This is a genomic window from Methyloversatilis sp. S146-33 (assembly GCF_059552495.1).
The window spans coordinates 29,022-44,427 of the sequence record NZ_JCANOT010000032.1 but is presented as its reverse complement, the minus strand read 5'-3'; the positions used below and the strand labels follow the sequence as shown (position 1 = coordinate 44,427).

Below are 15,406 nucleotides of genomic sequence, written 5' to 3'. Positions count from 1 at the left end.
GAAGGGCCGGTGCGGGTGCTGCTGCGGGACGAGGTGGGCGTCAGGCGACGCTGCGGACTGCCGTACGGGGACGCGCGACGTCGAGCAGGCCGTGCCGCTTGAGCTGGGTGCGCAGCACGTAGCGCGACACCGACAGTGCTTCCGCCGTATGGACCTGGTTGTGCCGGCAGGCTTCGAATGCAGTGCTTACCAGCAGCTTCTCGAGGGTATCGTGCAGCGTGGGGACGTGCAGCTCGACCAGACGCCGCAGGTCACCCGCGATGCGTTCGAGCAACTGCTCGGGTGTGTCGGCCAGAGATGTCGGAGATGGTTGCGCTGCGGGGGCGAGCGAAGCGTTGGCGAGGCGCAGGTCGTCGATGTCGACACGGCCGTCGCGGCTGACGATGAGCGCGTAGTGGACGACGTTTTCCAGCTCACGGATGTTGCCCGGCCAGTCATGCGCGACCAGCGCCTCGCGGGCGCGCGGTGTGAAACTGACGTCGGCAATGTCGAGCCGGCGCGCGTATTGCGCGGCGAAATAGTCGATCAGCGGCGGGATGTCTCCGCGCCGTTCGCGCAGCGGCGGCAGCTTGATCGGCGCCACATTGAGGCGGTAGTAGAGATCGGCGCGAAAGCGGCCGGCGTTCACCGCCCGCCACAGGTCCACGTTGGTGGCAGCGATCAGCCTTACGTCCACCGATATCGCGCTGCGCGAACCCAGGCGCACCACCTGCCGCTCCTGCAGCACGCGCAGCAGCTTCACCTGCAGCGCTGCCGGCATGTCACCGATCTCGTCGAGGAACAGAGTGCCGCCGTTGGCCGCTTCGAACCATCCGGCGCGCGCGTGCGAGGCGCCGGTGTAGGCACCTGCTTCGTGGCCGAACAGCTCGGCGTCGATCAGTGCTTCGCTCAGCGCGCCGCAGTTGACGGCGACGAAGGGGCCGGCGCGACCGCTGACCGCGTGAATGTGTCGTGCCACCAGTTCCTTGCCGGTGCCGGTCTCGCCGATGATCATCGCCGTCACTTCGCGTGCCGCGATCAGCTCGATGTCGGACAGCAGCGCGGTCGACGCCGGGTCCTCGAACACCAGCGCGGTGGCACGTATGGACAGCGCCATCTCCTCCGGTCGAGCGAAGGTGAGGCGCTTTCCGTTCTGCAGTGCGGCGTTCTGGCTCATCGGGCGGGGCGCGGTCCGGTTCAGCGGCGGGTGACGATCTGGTCGTAGATGCCGCCGTCGGCGAAGTGCGTCTTCTGCACCGCATCCCAGCCGCCCAGCTTCGCCTCGACCGTGAATGTGTTCACCGGCGGGAACTGCTTGGCGTACTTCTTCAGCGCCGTCTCGCTGCGCGGGCGGAAGTGGTGACGGGCAATGATGTCCTGGCCTTCGGCCGAGTACAGGTACTGCAGATAGGCCTCCGCCTGCCTGCGGGTGGCGCGCTTGTCGACCACCTTGTCGACCACGGCCACCGGGGCGGCCGCCTCGATTGACAGCGACGGATAGACGATGTCGAACTGGTCGCCGCCCAGTTCCTTGTCCAGCAGCACCGCCTCGTTCTCGAAGGTGACCAGAACGTCGCCGATGCCGCGCTGGGTGAAGGTGGTGGTGGCGCCGCGGCCACCGCCGTCGAGCACCGGCACGTTGGCGAACAGCTTGCTGACGAAGTCCTTGGCCGCCGCCTCGTCGTTCGCCTTGTTCAGCGCATAGCCCCAGGCGGCGAGATAGGTGTAGCGGCCGTTGCCCGAGGTTTTCGGGTTGGGCACGATGACCTGCAGACCGGCGCGGGTGAGGTCGGACCAGTCCTTGATCGCCTTCGGATTGCCCTTGCGCACCAGGAAAACGGTGGTGGTCGTGTAGGGCGTGGCGTCGTTCGGCAGGCGCTTTCGCCAGTCGGCCGACACCAGGCTGTTCTTCACCAGGATGTCGATGTCCGGCGACTGGTTCATCGTCACCACGTCGGCTTCCAGCCCGCCGATCACGGCGCCGGCCTGCTTGCTCGATCCGCCGTGCGACTGGTTCAGCGTCAGCGTCTCGCCCGACTGGGTCTTCCAGTGCGTGGCGAAAGCCGGGTTGATGTCCTTGTACAGCTCGCGCGACACGTCGTAGCTCACGTTGAGCAGTGTGGTCTGCGCCCGCACCGGGAGCGCAACGGTGACCAGTGCAAGCAGGGCGGCGGAAATCAGGGTTGTGCGGCGGGTGTGCATGATGGCTCCGGTGGAATCGAGAACACGCAGCCTAGGCAGTCGGGCAGGGCGCGTGAACCAACAAGAAACGATGTGCTTATCAGGGATTCGGGAATGCTGCGGCCGGCGCGGGATGACCGAGCGCATAGCCCTGGCCGAGGCGCACCCCGGCCGCGCGTATCCGGGCGAGCGTGGCGTCGCTGCCGATGCGGCGGACGATGAGCTCGATGCCGTGACGGGCGCAGGTCTTCGCGTGCTGCGGCAGATCGCGCAGCGTGTCGTCGCGCCCGGCGTCGAGCTTGACGAAATCCGGCCGGACGTGGCGCAGCAGTTCGTCCAGTTGCCCTGCGTTCAGCAGATTCACGCCGATGCGATAGCCGTTGTAGCGGTAGTTCAGCATCACGTAGGCCAGCATCGCGAAGTCGCTGGTCATGGCGTCGGGCGATTCGATGACCACCTTGCGGCGCTCGATCTTCAGCGCCGACAGCACACGTCCGAAGGCGCTGCCGTGGTCTTCGCCGACGGCCAGCATCAGGCGGCCGTGGACGTTCAGGAAGAGGCTTCCGGTGTCGCCTGGGCGACCAAAGTAGTTCAGCACATGAAGCGTCCGGCACAGGCGGTCGAGCTCTATCAGCGCGTCGTCCTCCGCCGCGTTGGCGAACAGGTTCCACGGCGACAGATCGCCGCCGGTGGCGTCGAAGGAGCGGACGAAGGCCTCATGACCGGCCAGCGCGCCATCGTCCAGCCGACGCAGCGGCTGGAACACGGAGGACAGGCTGCTGCGCATGAAGCGGCCGGCCACGCGACCATCGGGCGTCGCCCACAGTGGGTGATCGCCGTCGGCGATGCGCGGCAGCGCGCAAAGGTAGCGCTCGAGCGCCGACCGGGTGGTGTCGACGGTGTTCATGGTGTCTCCGGGAAGGGCAAGCGGCGCGCGAGTGTCATTCGACCAGCAGCCAGGTGCGGTAGAGCAGGGCGATGCCCAAGGCAAAGATCACTGCCGCCAGGAGTTTGTCGCCGAGCGGGAGCGGTTCGGGGGCCTCGGGGCGTTTTTCGGGCCGGCGCAGCCGGCGGCGTCCAAGGAAGTTCATGGCCACGAATCTATGCGGCCGACGTCAGCGGTCAAACCAATTAATCCTGCTGAGCTTATGCACATGCGTGACCTGACTGAGCTCGGACCGACCGCCACCACATGGCGTGGTCGATGCGCTAGCTGATTTTGCGCAAAGCATTTCGTGCATTCGTTCTGAAATTCAATTGGTTTGAGTGCGCCTGTACGACCGATAGATTGGCGTCACCGGGAGCGATGCCATTGCGTCCGCCCCGCTCCGGCCGATGCAGGGACCGCCCGCGAGGCGGCGTATCGCCGGTGTCGCCACGCCGAGGAGGAAGTCATGACTGCTGCAACTGCGGACGCCCTTGCGTCCTCACCCAGTGCGGCGGTGCTTCAAGCACCACCGCTTTCGATTGCCCGCGAGCGAGCCGAGCACGACGCGCTGCTGTACGCCGGCGGCATCACGCCGGACCAGGCCTGGGCACTGGTGTCGGCGGGCGACGCCGTACTGGTGGACGTACGGACCGCAGAGGAGCGCAAGTTTGTTGGTCACGTGCCCGGCAGCATCCATGTCGCCTGGGCGACGGGCACATCGATGACGCGCAATCCGCGCTTCGTCAAGGAACTGGAAGCCAAGGTTGGCAAGGACGCCGTCATCCTGCTGTTGTGTCGCAGCGGCAAGCGTTCGGCTGCCGCTGCCGAGGCCGCGGCGAAAGCCGGCTTCCGTCACGTGTTCAACGTGCTCGAAGGCTTCGAAGGCGAGTTGAACGCAGAGAGCCAGCGTCGCAACAGTGGCGGCTGGGTGGTCAGCGGCCTGCCCTGGCAACAGGACTGACGCATGGCGGTCGCTTTCGCGGCTGCGCTTTCAGAACCCGTATCGGAGATCCCGAATGACACTCAAGAAGGGCGGCCTCACGAGGGCGACCGATTCCGAAGGGTCGTGGCAGCTCGATCGCATCGTGTCCGAGCTGCACGACATCCGCACCCGCTGGCGTGGCGCGCAGCAGCGCACGACAGAGTGCGGCGCGCGCGAATTCCCGTCGCGCGAGGCGCTGCGCGATATCGCTGAGGCGCTGTGCGGTGCGCTGTTCCCGATGCGGCTCGGCCCGTCCGATCTGCATCAGGAAAGCGAGGACTTCTACATCGGCTACACGCTGGATGCCGCGCTCAACGCGTTGCTGCACCAGGTGCGGCTGGAACTGCGCTACGACGCGCGTCGTGCGGCATCTCCGCAGGCTGACGTCGACCTGCTCGCTCGCGCCATCGTTGCCGAGTTCGCACTGTCGCTGCCCGGCCTGCGTGCGCTGCTCGACACCGACGTGCTGGCGGCCTACCAGGGCGACCCAGCCGCGCGCAGCGTGGACGAGGTGCTGCTGTGCTACCCGGGCGTACTCGCCGTCATTCATCACCGCATTGCGCACAAGCTGTACGCGCTGGGCGTGCCGCTGGTTGCACGCATCATTTCCGAGGCCGCGCACTCGAGCACAGGCATCGACATCCACCCTGGGGCGCAGATCGGCGCCGGCTTCTTCATCGATCACGGCACCGGTGTCGTGATCGGTGAAACCGCGGTAATCGGCGAGCGCGTGCGGCTCTACCAGGCGGTCACGCTGGGCGCCAAGCGCTTCCCGGCAGACGAGGCCGGCACGCTGCAGAAAGGGCTGCCGCGTCATCCGGTGGTCGAGGACGACGTGGTCATCTACGCCGGAGCGACCATCCTTGGCCGCGTCACGATAGGACGGGGTTCCACCATAGGCGGCAATGTGTGGCTCACGCGCAGCGTGCCGCCCGGCAGCCAGGTCACGCAGGCCAATTTGCAGAACGTGCCGGTCGCGGCGGAACTGGTCGAGCCATGACAGCCCGGCACGGAAGGCCGACGCCACCTCTGGCCGAGGCGCTGACGCGGCGCTTCGGCCGTGCGGTGCGGCGGACGCGCGAATTGCGCGGCTGGTCGCAGGAGGTACTGGCAGAGCGCGCCGAACTCAATCGCTCCTACCTCGGCGAGGTCGAGCGCGGCAGCGCGATGCCCTCGCTCGCCACGGTGGTCAAGCTCGCGCTGGCGCTCGAATTGCCGGCCGGCGATCTGCTCGACGGCTGCGAACGCATGGACGAGCTGCCAGCTGCCGTGCAGCACACGATCGCCTGAACGGACGGACGACGAACCGATTGGTGGCTATAGCCGGTTGAACGCTGCATAGAAGAAATAGATATTTGCTTAGCAGTTTTTTGCATAACCCTCCCCCTTGCTAGGAGCCTTTCATGGCCGACACACCCGAACAGCTTGCGCTTGGCGACAACGCCGCCCGCCAGCTTGCCAACGCCACCAAGACCGTCCCGCAGCTATCGACCATCACACCGCGCTGGCTGGTTCATCTGCTGCAGTGGCTGCCGGTCGAGGCGGGCATCTACCGCGTGAACCGCGTCAAGAACCCGCAGGACGTGCGTGTCGCGTGCTCGCAGCGCGACGAAGCGGAACTGCCGCAGATCTTCGTCGACTACGACGAACAGCCGCGCGAGTACTTCCTGAATGCGGTCACCACCGTGCTCGACGTGCACACCCGCGTGTCCGACCTGTACAGCAGCCCGCACGACCAGATCAAGGAGCAGCTGCGTCTGACCATCGAAACGATCAAGGAGCGCCAGGAAAGCGAACTGATCAACAACCCCGAATACGGTCTGCTGGCCAACGTACACGACGACCAGCGCATTTCGACGCTGACCGGCGCGCCGACCCCGGACGATCTGGACGACCTGATCGGCAAGGTGTGGAAGGAGCCCGGCTTCTTCCTGACCCATCCGCTGGCGATCGCAGCTTTCGGCCGCGAATGCACGCGCCGCGGCGTGCCGCCGCCGACTGTTAGCCTGTTCGGTTCGCAGTTCCTGACCTGGCGCGGCCTGCCGCTGATCCCGTCAGACAAGGTGCCGGTCGAGGACGGCAAAACCAAGATCATCCTGCTGCGTACCGGCGAGAAGCGTCAGGGCGCGGTCGGCCTGTTCCAGCCGGGTCTGGCCGGTGAACAGAGTCCGGGCCTGTCGGTCCGTTTCATGGGCATCAACCGCAACGCGATCGCGTCCTACCTGATCTCGCTGTATTGCTCTCTGGCCGTGCTGACCGAAGACGCGCTGGCTGTGCTCGATGACGTGGAGATCGGCAAGTACCATGAGTATCCCGACACCTACAAGCAGTAACGTGAGCGGTCTGAGCTCACCGCTGCCGCCCGGCGCGCCGGACGAGTCGGTGCTGTCGCGCTTGGCCAGCGAGCTGTTCGCCGCGCTGCCCGGGCAGACGCCGCCTTCGTTCGATGCACCGCTGGCTGTTGCGCCGGCGCCGACACCGCAATCGCCAGTGCCGCCGGTCCCGGCCAGCGCGCCGTCGAGCACGGCTGCGGCGGCCGCGCCGGTCGCACCGCAGCACGGTCTGTCGCTGGGCGCCTCGTCGCCGAAGCTGGTACCGCACGCGACCGCGCAGAATCATGTGCCCGACGTGGCGGCCGACGCCTACCCGGTCGGCTCGCCGCGCGCGGGCGTTGCACAGGGCGTGCCCGAGGCCTACGCGGCAGCGCTGCCGCCGCTCGGTGGCGCGTCCGCCTTCCCGCAGCCGGGCGGTGCTTCGGCGCCGTCGTCGCCGTACTATTTCCTCGGCGAGGCGAGCGCGCTGCAGTCGGCGCCTGCACAGGTCGATGACCGCGTCAGTGCCCGGTCCTTCGGCCTGCCCGGCGACGACGCGCTGCGCGGGCTGCTGGCCGAGCCCTCACGCGAGGTGCAGCCGGCCGCGCCGTCGGCGCCGGCCTACTACTTCGTCGACAGCCAGGCGGCGCCCACGGTCGGTCACGCCGGCCGGGTGCCGAACGCCGACGCCGGCCGTTATCCGCCTTTCGACGTCAATGCGGTACGGCGGGACTTTCCGATACTTGCCGAGCGCGTGAATGGCAGGCCGCTGGTGTGGTTCGACAACGCCGCGACAACGCAGAAGCCGCAGGCGGTGATCGACCGGCTGGCCTACTTCTACGCGCACGAGAACTCGAACATCCACCGCGCGGCGCACGAACTGGCCGCCCGGGCAACCGATGCCTACGAGGCGGCGCGGCAGAAGGTGGCGCGCTTCATCGGCGCAGGTTCGGTCGAGGAAATCATCTTCGTGCGCGGCGCGACCGAGGCGATCAATCTGGTGGCCAAGAGCTGGGGTGCGAAGAATATCGGCGCCGGCGACGAAATCATCGTGTCGCACCTGGAACACCACGCCAACATCGTGCCCTGGCAGCAGCTGGCGGCTGAGAAGGGCGCGAAGATCCGCGTGATCCCGGTCGACGACAGCGGTCAGGTGCTGCTCGAGGAGTACAAGCGGCTGCTGAACGAGAAGACCAAGCTGGTGGCGGTGACGCAGGTGTCGAACGCGTTGGGCACCGTCGTGCCGGTGCAGGAGATCGTCGAGCTGGCGCATCGTGCCGGCGCGAGAACGCTGGTCGATGGCGCGCAGTCGGTGTCGCACATGCGGGTGAACGTGCGCGCGCTGGACACGGATTTCTTCGTGTTCTCCGGCCACAAGATCTTCGGCCCGACCGGCATAGGCGTGGTGTACGGCAAGCGCGACGTGCTGGAAGACATGCCGCCCTGGCAGGGCGGCGGCAACATGATCCAGGACGTCACCTTCGAACGCACGATCTTCCATCCGCCGCCGGCGCGTTTCGAGGCCGGTACCGGCAACATCGCCGATGCGGTGGGGCTGGGCGCGGCACTCGACTACGTCGACCGCATCGGCATCGAGAACATTGCGCGCTACGAGCATGACCTGCTGGTCTATGCCACGCACGCCATCCGCGACATCCCGGGCGTGCGCCTGATCGGTACCGCGGCCGACAAGGCCAGCGTGCTGTCCTTCGTGCTGAAGGGCTACACGACGGACGAAGTCGGCCAGGCGCTGAACGAGGAAGGCATCGCCGTGCGCACCGGTCACCATTGCGCGCAGCCCATCCTGCGCCGCTTCGGCCTGGAAACCACGGTGCGTCCCTCGCTGGCGTTCTACAACACCTGCGAGGAAGTCGACCGCTTCGCCAACGTTGTCCGGCGGCTGGCGGGGCAACGCAGGCGGTGAGCCTTGCGACTCCAGTGCAGCGGTCGGTGGGCGCGCGAATGGGCGCGCCCACCGCTGCCAAGCGGGTTATCGTTCCATTCGGACACGCGCTTCCGGATTCAGGCTCAAGCGTCGTATCGTGCGCGTTTACGTCCTGACGACCGGATTCAGCGATGAGTCTCACCGTTTTCTGTTTGTGCGCCGAGTGGTGTGGCACCTGCCGCGACTTTCGCGCGTCCTTCGACGAGGTAAGCGCAAAGCGTGCCGCCGACCAATGCCGGTGGGTGGACATCGAAGTACATGACGAGTTGCTTGCACATCTGGATATCGAGATCGAGAGCTTGCCAACCCTGATCATTCTTGATGACGACAGCGAGGTCCGTTTTGCCGGACCCATAGCGCCATTCCTCGAAGTTGCGATGCGCCTGTGTCGAAGCGCAGACGAGGGCGTTCTTCGTGCCGACCCGGGTGACGCACTGGTGTCACGAGCGCCTGCTCTTGTCTTGGCACTCACGGGTGGCTGACCTTCCGTTCTCGATGCTCGGCGTGCATCGAGAAGTCTGCTTGCCTATCGATTGCTGTTCCCGATGATGCAAAGCTTTGCAGATTAAGTTGGTTGGTTTGGGGCGGTGTGACACTTAGATTCTGCGGATCGCAACAGCCTGCGTTCCGCAGAATCAACATGACCCGCCTCACCCTGCACACCGCCGATACCGCACCCGAAGGAAGCCGTGCCCTCGTCGAGCGCGTGATCGCCAACAACGGCTTCCTGCCCAACCTGATCGCCGCGCTGTCGAACGCGCCGGTCGCGCTCGAAACCTATCTGACGGTGGGCGAGATAAACGGTCGCGCCAGCCTGTCGCTGGCCGAACGCGAGGTGGTACAGATCACCGCCGCCACCATCCACGGCTGCGACTTCTGCGTGGCCGGCCACAGCGCCATTGCGCTGAAGAAGGCGGGCTTCGACAAGGCGGCGGTGGTCGCGTTGCAGCAGGGGCGTCCGGTCGGTGATGCGAGACTCGACGCACTGGCTGCGTTCGCCCGCGAGGTCATTGCCACCCGTGGTGCGGTCAGCGATGCCGCGCTGGCGGAGTTTACCGGCGCCGGTTTCCTGCCCGCGCAGGCGCTCGAAGTCATCCTCGGCATCAGCCTGGCGACGCTGTGCAACTTCGCCAACAATCTGGCGCAGAGCCCGGTCAATCCGCAGCTCGAACCCTTCCGTGCCGGTGTGCTGACGGCATGAGCACGAACACTCACGGACGGCTGCCGGACGGCCTGCGCGACTGGCTGCAGCAACATGCGCCGGCACTGAACGACGGCACCTCCGACGACGAGGCGCTGCTGCCCGCGCTGGCCGCCGCCGGACTGTTCGCCATCGGTGTGCCGCAGTCGATGGGCGGAACCGGTGGCAGCACCGGCGACGCGGTCGAGGCCATCGCTGCGGTGGCCGAGCATTCGCTGACGGCTGCCTTCGTGTTCTGGGGTCACCGCGCCTTCATCGAATACCTGCTCGCCAGCCCGAACGCGGCGCTGCGCGAACGTCGGCTGCCGGCCTTGCTGGCCGGCGAGCACGCCGGCGCGACGGGCCTGTCGAACGCAATGAAATTCCTGTGCGGCATCGAATCGCTGCAGATCGAGTCCAGCCGCACCGGCGACGGCTGGCTTCTGGACGGCAAGCTGCCCTGGGTGACCAATCTGCGCAAGTCGGGTTTCGTGTTCGCGGCGGCGGTGTCGTCGCGCGAAGGCGAGCCGCCCTTCATCGTTGCGCTCGACGGTCGCCACGCCGGCGTATCGCGGACGGCCGATCTCGACCTGATCGCAATGCGCGGCAGCAATACCGCTGCGTTGAACATCGATGGCGCGCTGATCGACGCGTCCGACGTGATCGCGCCGGACGCGCGTGACTGGTTGCCGCGCGTACGCCCCGGCTTTCTCGGCTTGCAGTGCGGCCTGTCCATCGGCCTGGCGCGCGCCGCACTGGCCGCCGCGCAGGCGCGTTGCAGCAGTGCTCGCGCCACGCTGCAGGACGAACTCGACGCGGTCGGCGACGCGCTGGCCAAGCAGGTGGTGGCGCTGCTCGACGGCCTGGCTGCACAGCGCTTCGTCAGCGACGCCGCGGCGCTGTTCCGGCTGCGCATCGCACTGGCCGACACGGTGCAGCGCGCGGTGCAGCTCGAACTGCAGGCCAGCGGCGGTCGCGCCTATCTGGTCGATCCGCAGTTCGGCTTCGCGCGCCGCCTGCAGGAATCGGCTTTCGTGCCGGTCATCACGCCCAGCGTCACCCAACTGCAGGGCGAATTGCTGAAGCGCGCACAGGCGCAGGCGAGGGCGGCATGAACGCAGCGGTGCCCAAGGCGCTGCTGCGCCCGGAGCCGGCGGCGCTCGCCGCGCCGGTGTCCACGCTGCTGGCACGTGATCTGGCCTACGCCTATGACGGCGGCAGGCCGGTGTTCGGCGGTGTGTCGCTCGAGGTCCGGCCGCGCGAGATCGTCTGCCTGCTGGGTGGCAGCGGATGCGGCAAGTCTTCGTTGCTGCGCGTGCTGGCACGGCTGGAGGCGCCCGCCTCGGGTGACATCCACTTCCTCGGCGAGCCGCTGCGGGCGCCGCATCCGCGCGCCGCACTCGTTTTCCAGCAGCCGGGGCTGCTGCCCTGGCTTGATGCGGCGGGCAATGTTGGCTTCGGCCTCGACTTCGAGCATCAACCGCGACTGGCGGGCAGCGAGCGCGCCGCGCGCATCGAGCATGCGCTGTCCGCGGTGGGGCTGGCGGGACACGGACATCGCTATCCGGCGCAGCTGTCCGGCGGCATGGCGCAGCGCGTGGCCCTTGCCCGCGCGCTGGCGCGCGAGCCGCAGCTGCTGTTTGCCGACGAACCGTTCTCCGCACTCGACGCCATCACTCGCGCCGAGATGCAGGCGCTGCTGGTAGAGCTGGTGCATCGCTGGCACACCGCGGCGCTGCTGGTCACGCACGACATCGACGAAGCCATCCTGGTGGCCGACCGCATCCTGCTGATGGGCGGAACGCCTGGCCGCATCGTCCGCGAATGGACAGTGGATATCGAGCGCCCGCGTGAGGCGCAGCCTGCGGCCGTGACCGCCTTGCGGCTGGACATCCTGAACGCGCTGCAGGTGCTGCGCGCGCATTGAAACCAAGACCATCAGAAGAGGACATGACATGAACAAGGATGGGAAGCTGCATATCTGCGCTTCGTCCGATTGCGGTTGCGGGCTGACGCGCCGCGACATGCTGAAGCTGGGCGCACTGACGCTGGCCGGCGTGGCGGCGCCGCTGCTGCGTGCCGGTGACGCGCGTGCGCAGGCCTTCAAGGGCGACGACCAGCCGGTGAAGATCGGCTACCTGCCGATTACCGATGCGACACCGCTGCTGGTGGCGCACGCGCGCAAGCTGTTCGAGGCGGAAGGCCTGAGGACCGAGTCGCCGCGGCTGTTCCGCAGCTGGGCGCAGATCGTCGAGGCCTTCGTTGCCGGGCAGGTGAACGTGATCCACCTGCTGACGCCAGCCGCGCTGTGGGTGCGTTACGGCTCGAAATTCCCGGCGAAGATCGTCGCCTGGAACCATGTGAACGGTTCGGCGCTGACGGTCGATCCGTCGGTCTCGACCGTCGCCGATCTGGGCGGCCGCACGGTGGCCGTGCCCTTCTGGTACTCGATCCACAACATCCTGCTGCAGCAGGTGCTGCGCGCGAACGGTCTGACGGCGGTGACCAAGGCCAAGGAGGCGCAGCTGGCCGCGAACGAGGTGAACCTCATCGTGCTGCCGCCTGCGGAAATGGTGTCGGCACTGGCCGGCAAGTCCATCGCCGGCTACATCGTGGCCGACCCCTTTAACGCGCTGGCCGAAACCAAGGGCGTGGGCAAGGTGCTGCGCTTCTCAGGTGACGTGTGGCAGAACCACGCGTGCTGCGTCACCTTCCTGTCCGAGCGCGACACCAGCGATCGGCCGGAGTGGGCGCAGCGCGTTACCAACGCCATCGTGCGTGCCCAGCTGTGGACGCGCAGCAACCAGCTGGATACCGCCAAGCTGCTGTCGGCGGCAGGCGAGGGCAAGTACACACCGCACGCGCTGCCCGTGCTGTCCAAGGTGCTGGCTGCCACCGATTACGCCAGCTACGAGGCGTCGGGCGTGGTGAAGAACAAGGGCTGGTACCAACGCCGCATCGACTTCCAGCCCTATCCTTTCCCGTCCTATACCGAAGAGCTGGTGCGCGCGGTGAAGCAGACCCGGGTCGAGGGCGACACGAAGTTCCTCGATGCGCTCGATCCGGCCTTCGTCGCGCGCGACCTGGTCGATGACCGTTTCGTGCGCCGGGCCATCGACCTGGTCGGTGGGCCCTCGGTGTTCGGCCTTCCGGCCGACCTGCGGCGCAGGGAAGTCGTGCGGGTGTGATGAGCGCGCGTTTCATCCTCCCGCTGGCCGGCCTGCTGGGCGCGCTGCTGCTGTGGCTGGCCGGCTCGGCGTGGCTGGCGCATGGCATGCCGATCGCGGCCGATTTCGCGCCGGCGCCGTCGGCCGACGCGCTGTGGCAGCTGCTCGGCAGCGGCGAGCTGTGGCCGCACGTGCTCGTCAGCCTGAAGAGAGTGGCGGTCGGACTGCTGCTGGCTGTCGTCATCGGTGTGCCGCTCGGAGTGCTGACCGGGCTGTCGCGCCGGTTCGCCCAGGGCACGACGCCGCTGTTCCAGTTCCTGCGCATGGTGTCGCCGCTGTCCTGGATGCCGCTCGCGGTGATGGTGCTGGGCGTCGGTGACGCGCCGGTCTACTTCCTGCTGGCCTTTGCCGCGGTGTGGCCCATCCTGCTCAATACCGCGTCCGGCGTGGCGCAGCTCGATCCGAACTGGCTGCTGCTGGCGCGCAGCCTGTCGGCCACCCGGCGCGAGACGGTGCTGCGCGTGGTGCTGCCCGGCATCACCGCGCACATCCTGACCGGCGTGCGACTGGCGATCGGCATCATCTGGATCGTGCTGGTGCCGGCCGAAATGCTGGGCGTGTCGGCCGGACTGGGCTATTTCATTCTCGACACGCGCGACCGGCTGGCCTACTCGGAACTGATGGCGGTCATCGTGCTGGTCGGTGCGCTCGGTTACGCGCTCGATCACCTGGCGCGCAGCGCGCACGCCCGCTGGCTGCACCGCTGAGCGCAGGCGCCGCTGTGCCGTACACCTGCGGCCGCCCGGAGGGGCGGTCGTCTGTCATGATGGCGGCACGCCGCCGGCATCGATGAGCGGCCTGCCCGAAATCTTCCCCGAGCCTGCCATGCATCCGCTTTCCCGCCTGTTCTCGCACGCGCGCAACTACCGCCGCGAGGTGCGCATTGCCTCGCTGTATTCCGTTCTCAACAAGTTCTTCGATGTGCTGCCGGAGGTGCTGATCGGCGTTGCGGTCGATGTGGTCGTGAACCAGAAAGCCAGCTTCCTCGCGCGCGTCGGCATCGTCGAGCCGAAAGACCAGCTAGTGCTGCTGGCGCTGATCACGGTGGTCGTGTGGGTCGGCGAGTCGCTGTTCCAGTACCTGTACGACGTGCGCTGGCGCGACCTCGCGCAGAACCTGCAGCACGACCTGCGCATGGAGGCCTACCGCCACGTGCAGAAGCTGGACATGGCCTATTTCGAGCGCAACCGCAGCGGCAATCTGCTGGCCGTGCTGAACGAGGACATCAACCAGATGGAGCGCTTCCTTAACGGCGGCGCCAACGACCTGATCCAGGTGTTCGTCGGCTCGCTGATGGTGGGCGGCGTGTTCTTCGTGCTGACGCATGAGCTGGCCTTCCTCGCGCTGGTGCCGGTTCCGCTCATCCTGTACGGCGCCTTCTGGTTCCAGCGCCGGCTGGCGCCGCGCTACGGCGCGGTACGCGAGGCGGCCGGCGCGCTGGCGGCGCGACTGAACAACAACATCCAGGGCATCGCGACGGTGAAGGCCTACGCCGCGGAGGAGTACGAGGCCGGCCACATCGAACAGGGATCGGACGACTACCGCGTAAGCAACGGCGAGGCGATCCGGCTGTCGGCGGCGATTACGCCGGTCATCCGCATGGCCATCCTCGCGGGCTTCACGGTGACCCTGCTGTACGGTGGTTTCATGGCGCTGAACGGCGACATCGGCGTCGGCAGCTATTCGGTGCTGGTGTATCTGACCCAGCGCCTGCTGTGGCCGCTGACCCGGCTGGCCGACCTGACCGATCTGTATCAGCGCTCGATGTCGTCGATCGAGCGGGTGATGAACCTGCTGCAGACGCCGGTGAACATCGCTTACGAAGGGCGGTCGCTGCAGCGCGCCGAGGTGCGCGGCGAACTGGTGTTCGAGAACGTGTCCTTCGCCTACGACGGAACGACCCGACCGGCGCTGGACCGCATCGACCTGCGTATCGATGCCGGCCGCAGCGCGGCTTTCGTCGGCAGCACCGGCGGCGGCAAGAGCACGCTGATCAAGCTGCTGCTGCGCTTCTACGAGCCGCAGCAGGGCAGGGTGCTGCTCGACGGCATGCCGGTCAGTGAACTGAATCTGCAGGACCTGCGGCGCGCCATCGGCTATGTTGCACAGGACACCTTCCTCGCCGATGCGTCGGTGGCGCAGAACATCGCCTACGGCATGCCGGACGCCACGCGCGAGGCGGTGATCGAGGCGGCGAAGTCGGCCGAGGCGCACGACTTCATCACGGCACTCCCGCAGGGCTACGACACGCCGGTGGGCGAACGCGGCCTGCGCCTGTCCGGCGGCCAGCGGCAGCGGCTGGCGCTGGCGCGCGCGATCCTGAAGAACCCGCCGATACTGGTTCTGGACGAAGCCACCTCGGCGGTGGACAACGAAACCGAAGCGGCGATACAGCGCTCGCTGGACCGGCTGGTGGTCGGCCGCACGACGCTCATCGTCGCGCACCGGCTGTCTACCGTGCGGCACGCCGACGCCATCCACGTGATCGATGGCGGACGCATCGCCGAATCCGGCACCCACGACCAGCTGCTTGCGCTCGATGGCACCTACGCCTCGCTGTGGCGGCTGCAGACCGGGGAGCGACCAGCGCATTGCGTCCGGTCTCTTCCTTGATCGAAGTCAGGTTCCGCTCGTTACGGCAGGCCTAAAAAAGAAAGAGGCGGCGCGTCGAC

16 protein-coding genes are annotated in these 15,406 nt (G+C 67.3%); 12 read left to right on the top strand and 4 right to left on the bottom strand.

What is annotated here, in order from left to right:
* Nucleotides 1-40: 40 nt before the first annotated feature.
* From AC51BJ_RS13155 to AC51BJ_RS13140, 4 genes are all read right to left on the bottom strand, one after another.
* Nucleotides 41-1,156, bottom strand: a complete 1,116-nt coding sequence (locus AC51BJ_RS13155; RefSeq protein WP_496280515.1) for a sigma-54 interaction domain-containing protein — start codon at nt 1,154-1,156, stop codon at nt 41-43.
* Between the two features lie 20 nt (nt 1,157-1,176).
* The gene (locus AC51BJ_RS13150; protein ID WP_496280514.1) at nt 1,177-2,181 is read right to left on the bottom strand and encodes a sulfate ABC transporter substrate-binding protein; all 1,005 of its coding nucleotides are present in this window, start codon (nt 2,179-2,181) and stop codon (nt 1,177-1,179) included.
* A 79-nt stretch (nt 2,182-2,260) separates the two neighbouring features.
* On the bottom strand, nt 2,261-3,067 hold the full coding sequence (locus AC51BJ_RS13145; protein ID WP_496280513.1) for an EAL domain-containing protein: 807 nt from the start codon (nt 3,065-3,067) through the stop codon (nt 2,261-2,263).
* A 34-nt stretch (nt 3,068-3,101) separates the two neighbouring features.
* Nucleotides 3,102-3,257 (bottom strand): hypothetical protein, encoded by a 156-nt coding sequence (locus AC51BJ_RS13140; protein WP_157256665.1) that lies wholly within the window; start codon nt 3,255-3,257, stop codon nt 3,102-3,104.
* A 297-nt stretch (nt 3,258-3,554) separates the two neighbouring features.
* On the opposite strand from AC51BJ_RS13140, the gene AC51BJ_RS13135 reads away from it, so the two are divergent.
* The 12 genes from AC51BJ_RS13135 (at nt 3,555) to AC51BJ_RS13080 (ending at nt 15,347) form a co-directional block, all read left to right on the top strand.
* Nucleotides 3,555-4,049 carry a rhodanese-like domain-containing protein gene (locus AC51BJ_RS13135; RefSeq protein WP_024300463.1) on the top strand — a complete coding sequence of 165 codons (495 nt, stop codon included), beginning with the start codon at nt 3,555-3,557 and terminating at the stop codon, nt 4,047-4,049.
* 55 nt (nt 4,050-4,104) lie between these two features.
* The gene (epsC, locus tag AC51BJ_RS13130; RefSeq protein WP_019918397.1) at nt 4,105-5,070 is read left to right on the top strand and encodes a serine O-acetyltransferase EpsC; all 966 of its coding nucleotides are present in this window, start codon (nt 4,105-4,107) and stop codon (nt 5,068-5,070) included.
* Complete coding sequence (locus AC51BJ_RS13125; protein WP_020164531.1) at nt 5,067-5,360, top strand: helix-turn-helix domain-containing protein; 294 nt, start codon at nt 5,067-5,069, stop codon at nt 5,358-5,360. Before epsC ends, AC51BJ_RS13125 begins: the two co-directional genes overlap by 4 nt.
* A gap of 113 nt (nt 5,361-5,473) precedes the next feature.
* Nucleotides 5,474-6,403, top strand: coding sequence for a family 2A encapsulin nanocompartment shell protein (locus AC51BJ_RS13120; protein WP_496280512.1), 930 nt, complete (start codon nt 5,474-5,476; stop codon nt 6,401-6,403).
* Nucleotide 6,404: 1 nt separating this feature from the next.
* A complete protein-coding gene (locus tag AC51BJ_RS13115; RefSeq protein WP_496280511.1) occupies nt 6,405-8,306 on the top strand; it encodes a family 2A encapsulin nanocompartment cargo protein cysteine desulfurase in 1,902 nt (633 codons plus the stop codon).
* 152 nt (nt 8,307-8,458) lie between these two features.
* On the top strand, nt 8,459-8,809 hold the full coding sequence (locus AC51BJ_RS13110) for a thioredoxin family protein (protein WP_496280510.1): 351 nt from the start codon (nt 8,459-8,461) through the stop codon (nt 8,807-8,809).
* 158 nt (nt 8,810-8,967) lie between these two features.
* Nucleotides 8,968-9,528, top strand: coding sequence for a carboxymuconolactone decarboxylase family protein (locus AC51BJ_RS13105; protein WP_496280509.1), 561 nt, complete (start codon nt 8,968-8,970; stop codon nt 9,526-9,528).
* Nucleotides 9,525-10,622: an acyl-CoA dehydrogenase family protein gene (locus AC51BJ_RS13100; RefSeq protein ID WP_496280508.1), complete on the top strand. Its 1,098-nt coding sequence runs from the start codon at nt 9,525-9,527 to the stop codon at nt 10,620-10,622. The genes AC51BJ_RS13105 and AC51BJ_RS13100 overlap by 4 nt, the downstream gene beginning before the upstream one ends.
* A complete protein-coding gene (locus AC51BJ_RS13095) occupies nt 10,619-11,434 on the top strand; it encodes an ABC transporter ATP-binding protein (RefSeq protein ID WP_430433879.1) in 816 nt (271 codons plus the stop codon). The genes AC51BJ_RS13100 and AC51BJ_RS13095 overlap by 4 nt, the downstream gene beginning before the upstream one ends.
* A gap of 28 nt (nt 11,435-11,462) precedes the next feature.
* Nucleotides 11,463-12,695, top strand: coding sequence for an ABC transporter substrate-binding protein (locus AC51BJ_RS13090; RefSeq protein ID WP_430433880.1), 1,233 nt, complete (start codon nt 11,463-11,465; stop codon nt 12,693-12,695).
* On the top strand, nt 12,695-13,441 hold the full coding sequence (locus AC51BJ_RS13085; RefSeq protein WP_430433881.1) for an ABC transporter permease: 747 nt from the start codon (nt 12,695-12,697) through the stop codon (nt 13,439-13,441). The genes AC51BJ_RS13090 and AC51BJ_RS13085 overlap by 1 nt, the downstream gene beginning before the upstream one ends.
* Nucleotides 13,442-13,559: 118 nt before the next feature.
* A complete protein-coding gene (locus AC51BJ_RS13080) occupies nt 13,560-15,347 on the top strand; it encodes an ABC transporter ATP-binding protein (RefSeq protein WP_496280507.1) in 1,788 nt (595 codons plus the stop codon).
* The last annotated feature ends 59 nt before the right edge of the window (nt 15,348-15,406 follow it).

Coding starts and splice junctions, on each gene's coding strand:
- AC51BJ_RS13105 (WP_496280509.1), top strand. CDS start 8,968: ATGACCCGCCTCACCCTGCACACCGCCGATACCGCACCCGAAGGAAGC.
- epsC (WP_019918397.1), top strand. CDS start 4,105: ATGACACTCAAGAAGGGCGGCCTCACGAGGGCGACCGATTCCGAAGGG.
- AC51BJ_RS13120 (WP_496280512.1), top strand. CDS start 5,474: ATGGCCGACACACCCGAACAGCTTGCGCTTGGCGACAACGCCGCCCGC.
- AC51BJ_RS13090 (WP_430433880.1), top strand. CDS start 11,463: ATGAACAAGGATGGGAAGCTGCATATCTGCGCTTCGTCCGATTGCGGT.
- AC51BJ_RS13110 (WP_496280510.1), top strand. CDS start 8,459: ATGAGTCTCACCGTTTTCTGTTTGTGCGCCGAGTGGTGTGGCACCTGC.
- AC51BJ_RS13135 (WP_024300463.1), top strand. CDS start 3,555: ATGACTGCTGCAACTGCGGACGCCCTTGCGTCCTCACCCAGTGCGGCG.
- AC51BJ_RS13095 (WP_430433879.1), top strand. CDS start 10,619: ATGAACGCAGCGGTGCCCAAGGCGCTGCTGCGCCCGGAGCCGGCGGCG.
- AC51BJ_RS13125 (WP_020164531.1), top strand. CDS start 5,067: ATGACAGCCCGGCACGGAAGGCCGACGCCACCTCTGGCCGAGGCGCTG.
- AC51BJ_RS13085 (WP_430433881.1), top strand. CDS start 12,695: ATGAGCGCGCGTTTCATCCTCCCGCTGGCCGGCCTGCTGGGCGCGCTG.
- AC51BJ_RS13100 (WP_496280508.1), top strand. CDS start 9,525: ATGAGCACGAACACTCACGGACGGCTGCCGGACGGCCTGCGCGACTGG.
- AC51BJ_RS13155 (WP_496280515.1), bottom strand. CDS start 1,156: ATGAGCCAGAACGCCGCACTGCAGAACGGAAAGCGCCTCACCTTCGCT.
- AC51BJ_RS13150 (WP_496280514.1), bottom strand. CDS start 2,181: ATGCACACCCGCCGCACAACCCTGATTTCCGCCGCCCTGCTTGCACTG.
- AC51BJ_RS13080 (WP_496280507.1), top strand. CDS start 13,560: ATGCATCCGCTTTCCCGCCTGTTCTCGCACGCGCGCAACTACCGCCGC.
- AC51BJ_RS13145 (WP_496280513.1), bottom strand. CDS start 3,067: ATGAACACCGTCGACACCACCCGGTCGGCGCTCGAGCGCTACCTTTGC.